Source organism: Rhodococcus sp. B10, from assembly GCF_011770055.1.
Taxonomy (GTDB): Bacteria; Actinomycetota; Actinomycetes; order Mycobacteriales; family Mycobacteriaceae; genus Rhodococcoides; species Rhodococcoides kyotonensis_B.
This window is the reverse complement of the sequence record NZ_JAAFYV010000020.1, coordinates 1-17,126: the sequence shown is the minus strand read 5'-3', so window position 1 is coordinate 17,126 and position 17,126 is coordinate 1. Positions and strand designations below refer to the sequence as shown.

The 17,126-nt window shown below is 66.3% G+C and carries 15 protein-coding genes; 8 read left to right on the top strand and 7 right to left on the bottom strand.

Going from position 1 to position 17,126, the window contains the following annotated elements; translation table 11 throughout:
• Positions 1-27: 27 nt before the first annotated feature.
• On the top strand, positions 28-1,479 hold the full coding sequence (locus tag RhoFasB10_RS14605) for an RNA polymerase sigma factor (protein ID WP_167676970.1): 1,452 nt from the start codon (positions 28-30) through the stop codon (positions 1,477-1,479).
• A gap of 61 nt (positions 1,480-1,540) precedes the next feature.
• Here the strand turns inward: RhoFasB10_RS14605 and RhoFasB10_RS14600 are convergent, their stop codons facing one another.
• A complete protein-coding gene (locus tag RhoFasB10_RS14600) occupies positions 1,541-1,870 on the bottom strand; it encodes a DUF952 domain-containing protein (RefSeq protein ID WP_167677027.1) in 330 nt (109 codons plus the stop codon).
• Positions 1,871-2,144: 274 nt separating this feature from the next.
• Between RhoFasB10_RS14600 and RhoFasB10_RS26345 the strand changes: the two genes are divergently transcribed.
• Positions 2,145-2,339 carry a hypothetical protein gene (locus RhoFasB10_RS26345; protein WP_068424479.1) on the top strand — a complete coding sequence of 65 codons (195 nt, stop codon included), beginning with the start codon at positions 2,145-2,147 and terminating at the stop codon, positions 2,337-2,339.
• Positions 2,340-2,444: 105 nt separating this feature from the next.
• Here the strand turns inward: RhoFasB10_RS26345 and RhoFasB10_RS14590 are convergent, their stop codons facing one another.
• Positions 2,445-4,085 carry a DEAD/DEAH box helicase gene (locus tag RhoFasB10_RS14590; protein WP_240931114.1) on the bottom strand — a complete coding sequence of 547 codons (1,641 nt, stop codon included), beginning with the start codon at positions 4,083-4,085 and terminating at the stop codon, positions 2,445-2,447.
• A gap of 318 nt (positions 4,086-4,403) precedes the next feature.
• Here RhoFasB10_RS14590 and RhoFasB10_RS14585 point away from each other — a divergent pair, with 318 nt between their 5' ends.
• Positions 4,404-5,621: a YihY/virulence factor BrkB family protein gene (locus tag RhoFasB10_RS14585; protein ID WP_206030950.1), complete on the top strand. Its 1,218-nt coding sequence runs from the start codon at positions 4,404-4,406 to the stop codon at positions 5,619-5,621.
• On the opposite strand, the gene RhoFasB10_RS14580 is transcribed toward RhoFasB10_RS14585, so the two are convergent.
• The gene (locus RhoFasB10_RS14580) at positions 5,594-5,830 is read right to left on the bottom strand and encodes a DUF3039 domain-containing protein (protein WP_068424491.1); all 237 of its coding nucleotides are present in this window, start codon (positions 5,828-5,830) and stop codon (positions 5,594-5,596) included. The two genes, RhoFasB10_RS14585 and RhoFasB10_RS14580, sit on opposite strands and share 28 nt — an antisense overlap.
• A 96-nt stretch (positions 5,831-5,926) precedes the next feature.
• Here RhoFasB10_RS14580 and RhoFasB10_RS14575 point away from each other — a divergent pair, with 96 nt between their 5' ends.
• The 3 genes from RhoFasB10_RS14575 (at position 5,927) to RhoFasB10_RS14565 (ending at position 8,955) form a co-directional block, all read left to right on the top strand.
• Positions 5,927-6,295 (top strand): DUF3099 domain-containing protein, encoded by a 369-nt coding sequence (locus tag RhoFasB10_RS14575; RefSeq protein ID WP_068424493.1) that lies wholly within the window; start codon positions 5,927-5,929, stop codon positions 6,293-6,295.
• Between the two features lie 45 nt (positions 6,296-6,340).
• Complete coding sequence (locus tag RhoFasB10_RS14570; RefSeq protein WP_068424496.1) at positions 6,341-7,834, top strand: class I SAM-dependent methyltransferase; 1,494 nt, start codon at positions 6,341-6,343, stop codon at positions 7,832-7,834.
• A gap of 149 nt (positions 7,835-7,983) precedes the next feature.
• Complete coding sequence (locus RhoFasB10_RS14565) at positions 7,984-8,955, top strand: sigma-70 family RNA polymerase sigma factor (RefSeq protein WP_068424498.1); 972 nt, start codon at positions 7,984-7,986, stop codon at positions 8,953-8,955.
• 131 nt (positions 8,956-9,086) lie between these two features.
• Here RhoFasB10_RS14565 and RhoFasB10_RS14560 read toward each other — a convergent pair whose 3' ends face one another.
• Together RhoFasB10_RS14560 and RhoFasB10_RS14555 are read right to left on the bottom strand one after the other, a co-directional pair.
• The gene (locus tag RhoFasB10_RS14560) at positions 9,087-11,726 is read right to left on the bottom strand and encodes a bifunctional GNAT family N-acetyltransferase/acetate--CoA ligase family protein (RefSeq protein WP_174551417.1); all 2,640 of its coding nucleotides are present in this window, start codon (positions 11,724-11,726) and stop codon (positions 9,087-9,089) included.
• Between the two features lie 49 nt (positions 11,727-11,775).
• Positions 11,776-13,047: an acetoin utilization protein AcuC gene (locus RhoFasB10_RS14555; RefSeq protein WP_068424504.1), complete on the bottom strand. Its 1,272-nt coding sequence runs from the start codon at positions 13,045-13,047 to the stop codon at positions 11,776-11,778.
• Between the two features lie 158 nt (positions 13,048-13,205).
• Here RhoFasB10_RS14555 and RhoFasB10_RS14550 point away from each other — a divergent pair, with 158 nt between their 5' ends.
• A complete protein-coding gene (locus RhoFasB10_RS14550) occupies positions 13,206-13,892 on the top strand; it encodes a metal-dependent transcriptional regulator (protein ID WP_068424508.1) in 687 nt (228 codons plus the stop codon).
• Between the two features lie 65 nt (positions 13,893-13,957).
• A complete protein-coding gene (gene galE / locus RhoFasB10_RS14545) occupies positions 13,958-14,947 on the top strand; it encodes a UDP-glucose 4-epimerase GalE (protein ID WP_068424511.1) in 990 nt (329 codons plus the stop codon).
• Between the two features lie 9 nt (positions 14,948-14,956).
• On the opposite strand, the gene RhoFasB10_RS14540 is transcribed toward galE, so the two are convergent.
• Together RhoFasB10_RS14540 and RhoFasB10_RS14535 are read right to left on the bottom strand one after the other, a co-directional pair.
• A complete protein-coding gene (locus tag RhoFasB10_RS14540) occupies positions 14,957-16,093 on the bottom strand; it encodes a DUF4192 domain-containing protein (protein WP_068424514.1) in 1,137 nt (378 codons plus the stop codon).
• A gap of 102 nt (positions 16,094-16,195) precedes the next feature.
• Positions 16,196-16,843 (bottom strand): sensor domain-containing protein, encoded by a 648-nt coding sequence (locus RhoFasB10_RS14535; RefSeq protein ID WP_167677021.1) that lies wholly within the window; start codon positions 16,841-16,843, stop codon positions 16,196-16,198.
• Between the last annotated feature and the right edge of the window lie 283 nt (positions 16,844-17,126).

Below are 17,126 nucleotides of genomic sequence, written 5' to 3'. Positions count from 1 at the left end.
ACTCTCCGCGGGTCGTTACAATGGTTGATGCCGGTCTGCACGCCGGCACAATCGACAAGACCTCTCCGCCGGAAACAACTCTGGCGTGACGCCGCACGACACCGTCACGAAAGGGCGTACGTGGCAGCCACCGATATCCGTCAGACCGTGGATTCAGAAACAGAGTCTGCGACCCCTGCACCTGCTGCGGAGGCGCCGAACGGAACTGTCCGACCGGCCAAGGCACCGGCGAAGAAGGCAGCAGCCAAGAAGGCTCCCGCCAAGCGCGCCGCAGCCAAGAAGGCGCCGGCGAAGAAGGCCGCAGCCAAGAAGGCTGCAGACCCCGCTCAGACGACCGACGGTGACGAGGACGCCCCCGGCATCGACGACATCGACATCTCCGACGGCGACATCGCCGCCGCGGCCAACGACGTCGTCGACGTCGTTGCGGCTGACGACGACAGCGAAGACGACGGAACGTCCGAGCCCACCGCCGAGGACAAGGCATCGGGAGACTTCGTCTGGGACGAAGAAGAATCCGAGGCTCTTCGACAGGCACGCAAGGACGCCGAGCTCACCGCGTCGGCCGACTCCGTTCGCGCCTACCTCAAGCAGATCGGCAAGGTTGCCCTCCTCAACGCCGAGGAAGAGGTCGAGCTCGCCAAGCGCATCGAGGCCGGGCTGTTCGCCACCGAGAAGATGCGCGAGTTCGCCGAGAAGGGCGAAAAGCTCCCCGTCGCTGCGCGACGCGACTTCACGTGGATCTGCCGTGACGGCAACCGCGCCAAGAACCACCTGCTCGAAGCGAACCTTCGTCTCGTCGTCTCGCTCGCCAAGCGCTACACCGGCCGCGGCATGGCCTTCCTCGACCTGATCCAGGAAGGCAACCTCGGTCTGATTCGCGCGGTCGAGAAGTTCGACTACACCAAGGGCTACAAGTTCTCCACGTACGCCACCTGGTGGATCCGTCAGGCCATCACCCGCGCCATGGCCGACCAGGCCCGTACCATCCGCATCCCGGTGCACATGGTCGAGGTCATCAACAAGCTCGGTCGCATCCAGCGTGAGCTCCTGCAGGATTTGGGCCGCGAGCCCACTCCCGAGGAGTTGGCCAAGGAAATGGACATCACGCCGGAGAAGGTGCTGGAAATCCAGCAGTACGCGCGTGAGCCCATCTCCCTCGACCAGACCATCGGCGACGAGGGCGACAGCCAACTCGGCGATTTCATCGAGGACTCCGAAGCCGTCGTCGCCGTGGACGCCGTCTCGTTCACGCTGCTGCAGGATCAGCTGCAGTCGGTACTCGAGACGCTGTCCGAGCGTGAAGCCGGCGTCGTGCGTCTGCGCTTCGGTCTCACCGACGGCCAGCCGCGCACGCTCGACGAGATCGGCCAGGTCTACGGCGTCACGCGTGAGCGCATCCGTCAGATCGAGTCGAAGACCATGTCGAAGCTGCGCCACCCGTCCCGGTCGCAGGTTCTGCGCGACTACCTCGACTGACACACACCGTTCGCGACACCGCCGTCCCGCTCGCGGGGCGGCGGTGTCTTGTCGGTGGCAGTCAGAGTGCGGGCGGCGTGAACGAGCCGTCGCTGCCGGGCGCGTAGTCGCGTACCGAGGTCACCGCACCGGCCGGAAGCGGACCGTACAGGTGCGGGAACAGCATGGAGTCGGGATCGCTCGGCACGCCGGGTTCCCATCGCACGGGTGATCCCAGTCGTTCGGGGTCGAGGACCAGCAGGACCAGATCCTTGCGTCCGGCGAACAGACGGTTCGCAGGCAAGTGGACCTGCTCCGGCGTCGACAGGTGGACGAATCCGACGTCGTCGAAATCGGCCGGACGCCGGCTGCCCGCGGCCCGCGCCGACAACCACTCTTCGTAGCTGCACATGTGCAGCAGGACACCACCGGATTTGCTCACGCCTCGATCCTACGAGGGCCGCACACGCGCGCGGAAGGTCAGCTGTGAGCGAACACGAACCGGTGGACATACCTGTCACCAGCAGCAGCCGAGCCAGTTTCGTGTTAGTGACAACACAAAGAAACACCCTCGGGAACAACGCATGAAGCCCAAACGTCTGACAGAGTGTACGGACCGCGCCATACCGACGCGGCGGACCGGCCCCAGGCACTCGGGTAACACCGAAAGCCAGTACGGAGGAGTCATGCCCGGAACATTGACCAGCCCACAATTGACAGCAGCCGACCGGTGCGACCGGTGCGGTGCAGGGGCTCGTGCACGTGTTGTGCTCTCGACCGGTGGAGAACTCCTGTTCTGCAACCACCACGCCAAGGAGCACGAAGACCGTCTGCGTGAAATGAACGCAACGGTGATGACCGAAACGGACTCTGCGGTGTAACCGGCTCGCCTCGGTAGCTTTCGACACCAACATATGAACAACGAAGAACGGGTGGCTCCAATCGGAGCCACCCGTTCTTCGTGTGTCGTCGATCGTGTACGCGCCTTACATCTTCCGCAGCTGCGCGATTCGTTCCCCGAGCTGCTCGGCCGTCGCCATCGCAGTGGGAGGGCCGCCGCAGATGCGTCGTAGATCGCCGTGGATGACGCCGTGCGGTTTTCCGGTGCGGTGGTGGTACACCGCGACCAAACTGTTCAGTTCACGCCGCAGACCGGCCAGCTGACCGGCAGAGGAGACACGCTCCGCTGCGGCGGGAGGCGGCACCGCAGGCGTCGGTGCAGCAGGAGTCTTGTCGAGCTGTTCCTGCTGTCGCTGCCGGAGCAGGTCGCGCATCTGCTGCGCGTCCAGAAGCCCCGGGAGGCCGAGATAGTCCGCTTCCTCGTCACTACCCGAGAACGTGGCCGTGCCGAACGACGAGCCGTCGTAGATGACCTGATCGAGTTCAGCGTCGGCGCCGAGCGCCGTGTACGCCTTCTCGTCCTCGCCCGGCTCGTCCTTCTGCTTGTTCGCGTCGGCCAGCAGGTCGTCGTCGAGACCGTCCTTCTCGCGGTGCGGCTTGCCCAGGATGTGGTCGCGCTGCGCCTCGAGCTGGCTCGCGAGGTCCAACAAGACGGGGACGGACGGCAAGAAGACACTCGCGGTCTCACCGGGCCGTCGCGAACGCACGAATCGACCGATCGCCTGGGCGAAGTACAGCGGGGTCGACGCGCTCGTCGCGTACACACCGACGGCGAGACGCGGAACGTCGACGCCCTCGGACACCATGCGGACCGCGACCATCCATTTCTGGTTGCTCTTGCCGAACTCGGCGATGCGAGACGACGACGTCGGGTCGTCCGACAGAACGATGCACGGTGTCTCGCCGGTGATGACCTCGAGCAGCTTGGCGTACGCGCGCGCGACGGTCTGGTCGGTGGCGATCACGAGTCCGCCCGCGTCGGGCACTCCTCCGGCGCGGAGCTGACCGAGCCTGGTGTTCGCGGCCAGCAACACCGCCGGCATCCAGTCGCCTTGCGGATCGAGAGCGGTGCGCCACGCGCGCGCCGTCTGCTCGGCGTTCAGCGGTTCACCGAGGCGCGCGGTGAACTCCTCCCCCGCGCTGTCCCGCCACCGCGCCTCGCCCGAGTACGCGAGGAACACGACGGGACGGACGACACCGTCCCGCAACGCATCGGAGTAGCCGTAGGAATGGTCGGCGCGTGAGCGCATGAGCCCGTCGGAGTCCGGCTCGTACGTCACGAACGGGATCGGACTGTCGTCGCTTCGGAACGGGGTTCCCGTCAGCGCGAGGCGACGGGTCGCATCCGAGAACGCCTCGCGGATGCCCTCGCCCCAGCTCTTGGCGTCGCCGCCGTGGTGAATCTCGTCGAGGATGACGAGCGTGCGCCTGGCCTCGGTGCGAACGCGATGCTTGAACGGGTGCGACGCGATCTGCGCGTACGTCACGACGACACCGTGGTAGTCGCTCGACGTCTGGCCGGTGGAGTTCGAGAAGTTCGAATCGAGCGCGATGCCCGCCCTGGCCGCGGACTCTGCCCACTGGTGCTTGAGATGCTCGGTCGGCGCAACGACGGTGACCTGATCGACGGTGCGGTGCGCGAGCAGTTCCGACGCGACACGGAGCGCGAACGTCGTCTTGCCTGCACCCGGCGTCGCGACCGCGAGGAAGTCTTTCGGTGACGCCATCAGATACTTCGTCAGTGCGCGCCTCTGCCAAGCACGCAGCGGCGCTCCGCCCGGCGAAGTCCCGGTTCCGAGGGTGGCCCCGGAGGGTGTGTCGGCGTCGGTGGTCTCTGCGCTCATTGGCCGCCTGTTCCTGGCATCGATCGAGTCCTCACTGGCAATGGGAAGAAGAAGCCGTAGCTGTGCAATGTCCGCGGTGGAGCCTATCTGTCGGCACCGACCGAACCCGAATCGTAACGAGCCACATCGATCGACTCGGTGGGCGACACGGACCGCCCCAGACGGGCATTCGGGCGTGTCGTCAGGAATGCTGGAGAGATCATGAGCGAATCTGCAGGCGAACGACGTACGGGCGAGCTGTCGAAGCGGCGGCCGTTTCATGTCGCCTGGACTGTGGTCCTCCGCACAGCGAGCAAGGCTTGGGACGACTCGATCTTCAGCAAGGCGGCTACCGCGGCGTTCTGGCAGACGCTCTCGCTCCCGCCGCTGCTGCTCGGCGTCCTCGGCAGCCTCGGGTTCGTCGCAGGCTGGTTCGGGCCCAACACGATCGACATCATCGAATCCAAGATCATCACGTTCAGCGCGAGTGTGTTCAGCGACTCGGTTGTCGACGGAATCATCGAGCCGACCGTGCAGGACATTCTGCAGCAGGGACGCGGCGAGATCGTGTCCGCCGGATTCCTGCTGTCACTGTGGGCGGGCTCGTCGGCGATCTCGACGTTCGTGGACTCGATCGTCGAGGCCCACGGGCAGCAGGATGCTCGTAACCCCGTCTGGCAACGCATCTTCGCGTTGCTGCTCTACGTCGGTTTCCTGATCGTCGCCGTGTTCGTGCTCCCCCTCGTCGCACTCGGGCCGACGTTCGTGCAGAGAATCCTGCCCGCGTCGTGGTTCGAGATCGGGAGCGAACTGATCGACTTTCTCTACTACCCCGCCGTCGGACTGCTGTTGATCGCGGGATTGACGACGCTGTACAAGGTCGCGCTGCACAAGTCCCTACCGTGGCACCGTCTGCTGGGCGGCGCGTTGCTGGCAGGCGTGTTCTTCATGATCGCCAGCGCGGTGCTGCGGTTCTACCTGACCTGGGTGACCGGCACCGGCTACACCTACGGCGCGTTGGCGACGCCGATCGCGCTGCTGCTGTTCGCGTTCTTTCTGGGCTTCGCGATCGTGCTCGGAGCAGAGTTCAACGCGACCATCCAGGAGTTCTTTCCCGCGCGAGCGACACGCCTGGAACAGATGAAGGAATGGCTCGCCGCCCAGGCCGCCTTCGAGGAGTCGAACCCGGTGACGGCCGTCGCACGGCGACTCGCGACCGGACCGATCCGAATCGCCGGCGACCGCAACAAGCCCGGCGCTGCGACCGATTCACCCGCAGCCCGGGCCGAGCGTGAAGCCGAGCCGACGCCGGCGACCCATAACAATGCAACCCAGAACAGTGCGCCCCAGAAGAGTCCGGCCCGGAAGAATTCGACGCAGAACGACTCGGCGAGGCGCGGAGACCAGGCCGGTCAGTCGCCCTTCTTCAAGCCGTCGTAGATCTTCTTGCAGTCGGGGCATACCGGCGAACCGGGCTTGGCCGACTTGGTGACCGGAAACACCTCACCGCACAACGCGACGACGTGGGTACCCATCACAGCGCTCTCGGCGATCTTGTTCTTCTTGACGTAGTGGAAGACTTTGGGCGCGTCGTCGTCCGTGGTGTCGTCGGGTGCGATATCGGGACGTTCCTTGGTCTGTGTGCTCATGCTGAAAGATTATTCCGCACGCGCGACGGCGCACGCATCTTCGGCGAGGCCAAGAACACGTGTGCAATCCTGCGGCACGAGTGCCACAGTGGAGGTATGACGAGAACACCGGGGTTTTCCGGCTCGAGCGAGAGCGGCTCGGCCCGTAACCCCGTACTGATCACCGAAGCCAAGAGTTCGGTCGAAGAGCAGCACCGCGCCCGAGTGCGCAAGTACATGTTCATCATGTCGTTCCGCATACCCGCGCTCGTGCTGGCCGCCATCTCGTACGGCATCTGGGCCAACCCGTGGATCGCCATGGCGATCGTCGGAGTGTCGATCCCCCTGCCGTGGATGGCGGTTCTCATCGCGAACGACCGCCCACCCCGCACCAAGGACGAAGTCAGCAGATACGACGGCCGACGCGTGAGCAGACCTCAGGTCGAAGCCCGCGCGCATCACGTCATCGATCAGCACGACGACTGAACCCACGCCTCGCACAGGTCACGACCCAGCTGAAAGACTGGGCTCGTGACTGCAACTCTGCTCTCGATCTGCCCGGCGCTACGGACCGCTTTCGAACGAACCGGCTACGACGCCGATTCGCTGCTCGACATGTTGGGCGACGACGCGCATGCCGCTCTCGGCCGCAGCGAACCCGTCCCGGTGCGACGCGCCAGCATGGACGGTGGTGATCTCGGAGTTCTGGTCCGCCTTTTCCTCCTCGTGGACGACGTCGTCGAGGAGGACGCCGCGCGGGCCCTGGCACCTGTCGACCTGGACGACGCAGTCGATGCCGGACTTCTCACGCGCGTCGTGGACGGCACGGTCCGAACTCTGCTGGACGTCCGACCGCTCGACGCGGGCCACGGTTCCCGCTGGATCGTGTCCGACCCCGACGGCAGCATGCGCCCGGCACCGACTGCACCCGACCACGTTCTCGGCGTCGGACAGGCGTCGCTGTCGTTGTTGCGCGGCACGCCGACGACGCCCGCTGCCGAGGTTCTCGACGTCGGGACGGGCTGTGGGGTTCAGGCCGTGCACGCGGCCGACTACGCCGAGACGGTGACCGGCACCGACATCAGTCCACGCTCGGTGCAACTGGCTGCGGCGACCGCTGCCCTGAACGGTCTGTCTCTGGAACTGATCGAGGGCTCCTGGTTCGAACCGGTCGCGGGCCGTACGTTCGACCGCATCGTGGCCAATCCGCCCTTCGTCGTCGGTCGCGGCACCGTCGAGCACACCTACCGCGACTCCGGCCTCGATCTCGACGGCGCGTCGCGATTGATGATCGGCGAGGCGCCGAAGTACCTGAAGCCGGGAGGCACCGCGGCCATCCTGGCGTCGTGGGTGCACGTCGACGGCGAGGACTGGCGCGCACGGGTGGCGTCGTGGTTGCCCGATCACGGCGTCGACGCATGGATTCTGCAGCGTGACGTCGCCGATCCTGCCCTGTATGTCGGCACATGGATGCGCGACGGCGGCCTCGATCCCCGCGACGAGGCCAATGCGGCGCTCGCCCAATCGTGGCTCGACCACTTCGCCGCGGCCGACGTCCGGGGCATCGGGTTCGGCTTCGTCTACCTGCGCAAGACGGAACTACCGACCGACGTTCTCGCCGAGGATCTGCGGCACGCGTTCGAGGATCCGCTCGGCAACGAGGCGATCGCATATTTCGACCGACTGACGTGGCTTCGGGAGAACGATCCGGCCGACTCGGTGTTCGAGCTCGATCCTGCGACGGCCCTCGAACACGTGTCGCTGCCCGGCGACGAGGGTTGGCACACCGAGGTCATCCGCGTTCATCGCGGCAACGGCCCGAACTGGCAGCACGAGATCGACGAGGTCGGCGCGATGCTGCTCGCGGGAATGCGGGCAGACGGGATGCCGTTGAACGAACTCGTCGCCCTGCTCGCCGCCGCACACGGGCTGGATTTCGAGCCGCTCATGGCAGGGGCGCTCGAACTGACGACGGGATTGGTCAGGCACGGCCTCGTGCTGCCGTCCGGACTGGTTCCCGCCTGAGGTTCCGTGCTGGGCCTTCTCAGCAACTTCTCAGGGGGTCGGGGGGATAAAGCCTGGTCAAGCGGGTATCACGCGTTGGTGCGGTGGGAACTTTTCGAACTCGACCGGACGTTGATCCCTATGAGACACCACCGATCAGGAGGCAAGTCATGACAAGCCCCAGCACCACGACCCGCCCACGTCCCACCGACGCCGATCTCGACGCGCAGAGCCCGGCAGCAGATCTCGTTCGCGTCTACCTGAACGGCATCGGCCGGACCGCGCTGTTGACCGCGGACGAGGAAGTGGACCTGGCCAAGCGAATCGAAGCGGGGCTGTACGCGAAGAACGTGCTGGAGAACTCGAAGCGACTGACAGCTGCGAAGAAGCGCAATCTGGCGATCATCGTGCGTGACGGCAGTGCGGCGCGCAGCCATCTGCTCGAGGCCAACCTTCGTCTCGTGGTGTCGCTCGCCAAGCGCTACACCGGCCGCGGCATGCCGCTCCTCGATCTGATCCAGGAAGGCAACCTCGGACTGATCCGCGCGATGGAGAAGTTCGACTACGCCAAGGGATTCAAGTTCTCGACGTACGCGACCTGGTGGATCCGCCAGGCCATCACTCGCGGCATGGCCGACCAGAGCCGCACCATTCGCCTCCCTGTCCACCTCGTGGAGCAGGTCAACAAGCTGGCTCGTATCAAGCGCGAACTCCACCAGCAGCTCGGCCGCGAGGCGACCGACGAGGAGCTGTCGAACGAGTCGGGTATTCCCGTCGAGAAGATCGCCGATCTGCTGGACCACAGCCGTGACCCGGTGAGCCTCGACATGCCCGTCGGCAGCGACGAGGAAGCACCCTTGGGCGACTTCATCGAGGACTCCGAGGCGACGTCGGCGGAGAACGCCGTCATCGCGGGCCTCCTGCACAGCGACGTTCGTACCGTCCTTGCGACGCTGGACGAGCGTGAACAGCAGGTCATTCGTCTCCGTTACGGTCTCGACGACGGACAGCCCCGCACACTCGACCAGATCGGCAAGCTCTTCGGCCTGTCGCGCGAGCGTGTGCGTCAGATCGAGCGCGAGGTGATGGTCAAGCTGCGACAGGGCGACCGCGCCGAGAAGCTGAGGTCGTACGCCAGCTGATCCTCGGCTGGGTCGGCTCCGAACTGGTGGAGCAGCGGTGCAGTTTCCCGCGCGCTCCATCGTAGGCGGTGGCCGGGTCGCTTTCTCTCCCCCTCTTGGGAAAGTCGACCCGGCCTCCGCTCGTTTTGTCTCTACCGAAGTCGCCTGGGACCCAGATCGTTTCGTGACGGCACGGGCCCCAGACGCAATCGTGCATCGGTGATCTGCGCTCCGTGCGCCGACGCCAGAACCGGTTCGCAGGCCAGTTCCCTGATCTCGGGGATGTCGTCGGCCATCGCCGACACCCGCTGCACCAGGTCCACCAGCGCACTCTTGTTGACGGGCACCGCATTTCGATACCCGGACAGGAGAGGCGCTGCTTTCGGGGCATCGATCAGCTGGACGGATTCGTCCTCGGTCAGCGGCAGAACCCGGTACGCGCGGTCACCCAGCAGATCCGAGATCACCCCGGCCAGACCGAACGAGATCAGCGATCCGAACGACGGATCGTCCTGCACGCGCACGACACAGCCGATTCCCTTCGCCGCCATCTTCTGCACGTGCAGCAACGGCTCTCCCGAGTCCGCGGCGAGCGAACGATACGCAGCACGCACCGCGTCGCTGCTCGCGAGATCGAGGCGCACTCCCCCGAGATCCGGTCGGTGACGCCACTGCTCGCCCGTCGCCTTGACCGCGACCGGGTAGCCGAGCTCCTCGGCGGCCGCTGCCGCCTCGGCTTCGTCGGTCACGGCACGGAAGTCGACGACGTCGATGCCGTAGCAGGCCAACAACTCGGCGGTCTCGAAATCGGACAGCCAGCGGTCCTGCCCGGTCCAGCCGCGGACGAGGGACGCCGCGCGTTCTGCATCGACTCCGTTCGGCCGTACCGGTGCGGACGCCGGACGGCTGCGCCACGACGCATAACGCCATGCCTTCGCCAGCGCCGTGACGGCACGCTCGGGGCTGGAGTACGAGGGCACCGAACCGCGGATGGGATGACCCTCGTCCCCGCGTACCGCGAGCACGTCCGGAATTCCCTCGGTCGCCAGGAACGTGGTGAGGACGGGCTTGTCGGCGCCGCGCACGGCCGCTCCGAGCGCCTCGGCGAACGGCTCGACCGTGACCGCGACCGGCGGCACGAACACGACGATCACCGAATCGACGTCGTCGGCCGCGAGAGCTTTCGACACGGCCGCGGCGAACTCGTCCGGGCCTGCCTGCGGGCCCACGTCGATCGCCGCACCGGCGTGGAGACCGTCGGCCCGCGCGGCGTCGACGGCGAGCACGCCAAGAGCAGTCGAGTTTCCGACGACCGCGACCCGCGGGCCCGTCGGCAGCGGCTGATAGCCGAACAGCACCGCACAGTCGAACAACTGCGCGATGGTGTCGACCTGGATGACGCCTGCCTGCTCGAAGAGCGCCTTCACGATGGTGTCGTCGATGTCGGGTCCGGTCGCGAGCGCGGGTGGCACCGCACCCCGTCCGCTCTTCACGGCGACGATCGGTTTGTTCCGAGCAACGCGCCGCGCGATTCGCGTGAACTTGCGTGGATTACCGAAACTCTCCAGGTAGAGCAGCACGACCTCGGTCGCAGGATCGGAGTCCCAGAACTGCAGCAGGTCGTTACCGGAGACGTCGGCCCTGTTGCCCGCCGAGACGAACGTCGACAACCCCAACCGGCGTTTGGCCGCCTGGTCCAGAATGGCGATGCCCAGCGCTCCGGACTGACAGAAGAAGCCGACGCGTCCCGGCGTCGGCAGGTGCGGCGCCAGCGTCGCGTTCAGCGAGAAGTCGAGATCGGTGTTCGCGACGCCGAGCGCGTTCGGGCCGATCAGGCGCATCCCGTGGGCACGTGCGGCGCGCACGAGTCGACGTTCCTTCTCCTGGCCTGCCGAACCCGTCTCACCGAAACCGGACGACACCACGACGAGCGCTTTGACGCCCTTGTCCAGGCAGTCGTCGAGCACCTCGTCGATCGCCTCGGCGGGCACGGCCGCGATCGCGAGATCGACCGAATCGGGGATGTCGTGCACCGTCGGATACGCCCGCACTCCACGCACCGATCGGTGGTCGGCGTTCACCGGATAGACCGGACCGGTGAAACCGGCCGACAGTAAGTTCGTCAGGACCGCGTTGCCGACCTTCGAACTGTCCGTCGATGCTCCGATGACCGCAACAGAGCTGGGGCTCAACACGTTTCGTACGCTTCGCGCCTCAGCGGCGCGCTCCCGCGAATTGCGGACCGACAGAAGGGCTTCGCTGGGATCGATCGCGAATTCCAGCCGTAGAACACCACCTTCGAAGCTCCGGCTGACCTGATAGCCCGCCTCACGGAACACCGTCACCATGTTGCGGTTCTCGGCCAGCACCTCGGCGACGAACATGCCGACGCCGTTCTCGGCCGCCGCACCGGCCAGGTGCTCGAGGAGTATCGGACCGAGCCCGCGTCCCTGGTGGGAGTCGGCGACGACGAACGCGACCTCGGCGGAATTGCCGTCGCCCTCCGGCAGCCGCTCGTATCGGCCGACGGCGATGATGTCGTCGCCGAGAATTGCCACGAACGCGACGCGATCTCGGTGATCGACGGTCGTGAAGTTCAGGACATCCCGTTGCGGCATCGTCGGGTACGGACCGAAGTACCGCAGGTATCTGGTTCGTTCGGACAGCCTGCCGTGGAACGCCACCAGCGCATCGGCGTCGGACGGCACGATCGGACGCAGGTGCACGACGCCGCCGTCGGAGGCCAGCACGTCGGCAACCCAATGCTTCGGAAACGACGTCTCGGCCTTCAGCCGTTCACGTTCCTTCGCGGTGGGTTCTGTCTCCGTGGTTTCCGTGGAGTCAGTCACGAGGGTCCTCCGGGTCGAGTCCGAGCAACGGGAACGCTGCTCGACGGGTTGCCAGAATCGCGGAGTCGACGCGTTCGAGAGCTCGATCCGACGCTTCCGTCGATCCGGTTGCCGCACCCCCCGGGCCGTCCCATGCCGGGTAGTCGACGTCGCCTCCGTCGCCCATGACCTGGGGCAGATCGATGCTCGGTGCCATCGCCCGAACCCGCTCCCGCCACGAATCGGGCAGCGCGAGCCCGGCATCGACCGGGCGTCCGAGCGCTGCGGCGATCAGATAGGTCCACGCGCGAGGGACGACGCGGACCAGACCGTAACCGCCTCCGCCGACAGCGATCCATCGCCCGTCTGCGTGCTTGTCGGCCAGATCGCGCATCGCCAGGAACGCCGCGTTCTGACCGTCGACGGTGAGCGCGAGATCGGCCAGCGGATCCTCGCGATGACTGTCGACGCCACACTGGCTGACGATGATCTGAGGACGGAACGCCGCGACAGCCCCCGGCACGACGGCGTGAAATGCCCTCAGCCACAGCCTGTCTCCGGTGTTCGGCAGCAGAGGAACGTTGATCGACGTGCCCTCGGCGGCACCCGTTCCGACTTCGGTGGACCACCCGGTGTTCGGCCACAGCGTTGCAGGATGTTGATGCAGCGACACCGTCAGCACCCGCGGGTCGTCGACGAACGCGTGCTGGACGCCGTCACCGTGATGGGCGTCGACGTCGATGTACGCGATGCGATCGAACCCGTTGTCCAGCAGCCAGGAAATCGCGATCGCGGCGTCGTTGTAGACACAGAATCCCGATGCCCAGTCCGGCATCGCGTGGTGCATACCGCCACCGATGCTCACGGCCCGACGGGCTCTGCCCGACGCGATCTCCCTCGCGGCCGCCAGCGTTCCGCCGGCAAGCATCGCGCTGGCCTCGTGCATCTGTCGGAACACCGGATTGTCGTCGGAACCGAGACCGTGCTCGACCGCATCGGGATGGACGATCGACGGTCCCTTTTCGGGAGCGTTCTTGACCGCTTCGATGTACGCAGGGGTATGGATTCGCAGCAGTTCGCTGTCGCTCGCGGCCGTCGGTTCGACGGGCTCGATTCCGTCGAGCACCCCGATGCTGCGTGCCAGCGACATCGTCAGATCGAGGCGAGTGGGATTCATCGGGTGGTCGTCACTCCACCGATACGAGAGGTAATCGGGGCTCCAGACGACGATGTCGTCCTGGGCCGCCGCGGTGCTCGGAGGCGGTCCGGCCGCCAGGTCTGCCATGACGACAACGCTACTTGTCGTCATGGGGCGGCGCGAGCAACGGCGCGCGTCGCCCCGCGGTTACCGACGGGTACCCGAACGGGGCACGCGGGCGGTCGACCTACGACGCCGATTCGAGCTCGACAACGGTAGAATCGCCCGAGACGAAGGGGTTGAGTGTGAAGGATCTGGTCGACACCACGGAGATGTACCTCCGGACGATCTACGACTTGGAAGAAGAAGGCGTCGTGCCGCTGCGGGCACGTATCGCCGAGCGCCTCGAGCAGAGCGGTCCCACCGTCAGTCAGACAGTTGCCCGTATGGAACGCGACGGGCTGCTCTCGGTTGCGGGCGATCGCCACCTCGAGCTGACGGAGAAGGGCCGCAGCCTCGCGGTGTCGGTGATGCGCAAGCATCGCCTGGCCGAGCGACTGCTGGTCGATGTCATCGGACTTCGCTGGGAGGACGTGCACGCCGAGGCGTGCCGGTGGGAGCACGTGATGAGCGAGGAAGTCGAACGACGCCTCGTCACCGTGCTGAACAACCCCACCACGTCTCCGTACGGCAACCCGATTCCCGGGCTGGAAGAACTGGGTCTCGGACAGCCGGCGGCGCAGCACGAGGACTTGATTCGGCTGACCGATCTCCCCCACGGACAGGCGACGGCCGTCGTCGTACGTCGACTGGCCGAGCACGTGCAGTCGGATCCCGAAGTGATCTCACAGCTGCGTGATGCAGGCGTGGTCCCTGATGCACGGGTTACAGTCGAGGCGAAGGCGGGAACGGTCACGATCACCGTTCCCGGTCACGAAGGCATCGATATTTCGGACGAAATGGCCCACGCGGTTCAGGTCAAGCAGGTCTAGATCCCTCCAGTCGGGTACCGGGGCCTGTCTCGACGACCGGCCGCCGGCCCGACGAGGAGCGGACAGTGAAACTTTTGGTGACCGGCGGCGCCGGCTACGTCGGCAGTGTGTGCGCCGCGGTGTTGATCGAACGTGGCCACGAAGTGGTTGTCGTGGACAATCTGATCACCGGCAACCGCGACGCGGTGCCGCCACAGGCCACGTTCGTCGAAGCAGACATCAAGGACGTGGCAGCGTCCGTCCTCACCGGCGCGGAGTTCGACGGTGTTCTCCATTTCGCTGCACAGTCACTCGTCGGCGAGTCCGTCGTCGCGCCGGACAAGTACTGGACCGGCAACGTCGTGACCACTCTGGCGCTGCTGGACGCGATGCGTGAATCGGGCACTCCCCGACTCGTCTTCTCCTCGACGGCGGCAACGTACGGCGAGCCGGAGCAGACCCCGATCACCGAAGCGATGCCCACCGCCCCGACCAACCCGTACGGTGCGACGAAGCTGGCGATCGACCATGCGATCACGTCGTACGCGCACGCGTACGATCTCGCTGCGACGAGTCTCCGGTACTTCAACGTCGCGGGCGCGTACGCCGGATTCGGCGAGAACCGCGTCGTGGAAACCCATCTGATCCCGTTGGTGCTGCAGACCGCACTGGGCCAGCGCGCCAAGATCTCGGTGTTCGGCACCGACTGGCCGACTCCCGACGGCACGGCGGTGCGCGACTACATCCATGTCGCCGACCTGGCCGAGGCCCACATCCTGGCGCTCGAATCGTCGGCCGCAGGAACGCACCGGATCTACAACCTGGGCAGCGGAACCGGATTCTCGGTCAAGGAAGTCATCGAGGCGTGCAAACGCGTGACCGGCCTGGACATTCCGGTGGAGGAAGCACCGCGACGCGCAGGCGATCCGGCCGTCCTCATCGCGTCGAGCGATCGAGCGATCGCCGATCTGGGGTGGAAGCCACAGTTCACCGATCTGGACGTCATCGTGTCCGATGCCTGGACGTTCCTGCAGGAGCTCGGCGATCGGTCGCACGCCGCGACAAGCGGCCGTTGACACGGTTTCTCAGGGAGCGGCGAGCGGCAACGGCAGGCGCACGCCGCACTTGTCGGCTGTCGCATAGCCGCTGAGTGCAACTTCACGGATCAGCGCAGGGCCCGCGCCCGCGGAGAGCGATCGGTCGAGCAGCCGGGCGAGTGAGTGCTCGGGGTCGGCGTCCAACGCGACCTCGAGTGCTATCACTGCCATGGCACCGTCCCCGCGCGAGTACGCGCTGAACGCGAGAAGGCATGCGGCCGTTGCGCGTTCGGGCGCCGGGAGGACACGCGTCAACGTCGCCCACAACATCTCGGCGACGTGGGCCATCTCGGTGAGCACGAGCGCGAGCAGGCTGTCGCGCACGGGAAGACGGCCAAGAGCAGCTCCGATGGTCGCCGCGGTGTCGGCCGTGATGTCCAGCACAGGCGCGGCGTCGGGTGAATGCGTGTGCGCCCGGTCGAGGATGTCGAGAATCCGCGAGAGATGGGTTCCGTCCGAGTCGTGCCGTTCACCCCGCGCCTGGGGCATCAAATCCGCTACCCGCCGGCTGGTCTCGTCGTCGACCGGCTGCACCGCGTCGGCCAGCCGCTCGCGTGACGGCTGTACGAAGCGTCCCTCCATCGCGTAGGCGAGCGCGACCGGTGACGTCCGCGGGTCCCCCACTCGCCCCCATTCCTCCATGCCGTCCAACGACGCCCATTCCGCCCCTGCCGCGATCTCCGGCGTGAACAACACCCGAAGCACGTCGGTTCCCCGGGCACCGAAATCGTCGATCACGCACTGCGCCAACACTTCGTAACGCGCGTCGCCTACCGGGCCCGACATCGTCGCCGCACCTCGATCGTCGACGACGACGGCAATGGCGTCGAGCACGTCCTCGCGTTCGCACTGCGTGGCGAACCGGTCGATCACCTCGAGCATCCTGTCCGGGATCACGTAGAGGGTCGTGCCCGCGAACCGGCGGCATTCCGGGACGTCGAGGTCGTGCCGCATGACGGTGCCCGCGGTGATCGTGCCCCCGTCGTCGATGCGGAGGCAGATCAGCACAAGCGAGCGCTGCGGGACGAATCCGAGCATCGCAGGCAGAGCAGCAATCAGCTCCCCTGGCGCGTCGAGGCGGACGGTGACGGAAGAGGCGGGTCGGTCGTCGGAGTGTGTCGTCATGGGCACGAGCCTGGACCACCGGCCGAACGGGATCAGCCCGTCACCTGGGGCTGAGCGAAACCCTGTGGATCGAGCGAACTTGTGGACAGACCGCCCTCGCGATCAGCCTGCCTTGACCTTCTGCACGGCTGCGGTGAACAGTTCGTCCAGCGTGGCCGCATCGGGAGTGGAGTCGTCGAACGACATGTAGGTCGCGGCGATGCGCGTTCCGTCCACCTGAGCCATCAACGTCAGCATGGACTGCGTGATCGATTCGGTTCCCGATCCCGACGACACCGTCTGCTTCACGGCCAGAGTCTCGTCCGCGTCGATCGGGGGCGCGGGTGTGATCGTCGAACGAATGGTCGACGTGGCACCGGATTTGGTGGCCTCGACCTCGGCACACCGAGTCAACTGATCTTCGCGGTCCGACAGCGGCTCGTCGACGGAGGTGAGCTCGACCGAGATGGTCGCGCGGTTCGCGTTGTCGGTGCCGACGATCAGCGCCGCGGACGTCGGATCTGCCGGCTTGCACCCGGCGGGCGCCACCTCCGCGCCCGCGGGAATTCCCGTCAGGTCGGGAGAGGCCTGGCTGATGGCCTGGGGCGGGAGCACGATGGCCTCGTACGGGGCCGGGAACTGCGACGGGTCGATCAGCAGAGCATTCAGATCGGAGTCCGCGCCCGCCGAACTACCGGGCGCCGGGGATGCTCCGGCGTCGCTGGCGGCGGGTGTTCCGGTGACATTGCTGCCGCAGCCGGCGACGGTCAGCGCTGCGAGTGCGCCGAATACGAGCAGAATCGGTCGAGACGTCGTCACGGAACGGCGCAACACGGAAGTGTCCTCCAGCGGTCAACGGCGGGTGTGGTCGATCCACCTTCTCACCTGTCAGGGCCGCCGAGCGGTAGGCACGCGGGGTGCGGCGTTGCCACCCGTGATGCTCCTATGAGTGTCAACTGCTGATTTTCTGTGTGAGTAGCTGGAACATTTCGCGGGCGACGGCTCGTTTGAGGCAGCGGATGATGTCGCGTTTGCTTTTGCCTTGGGCGAGTCG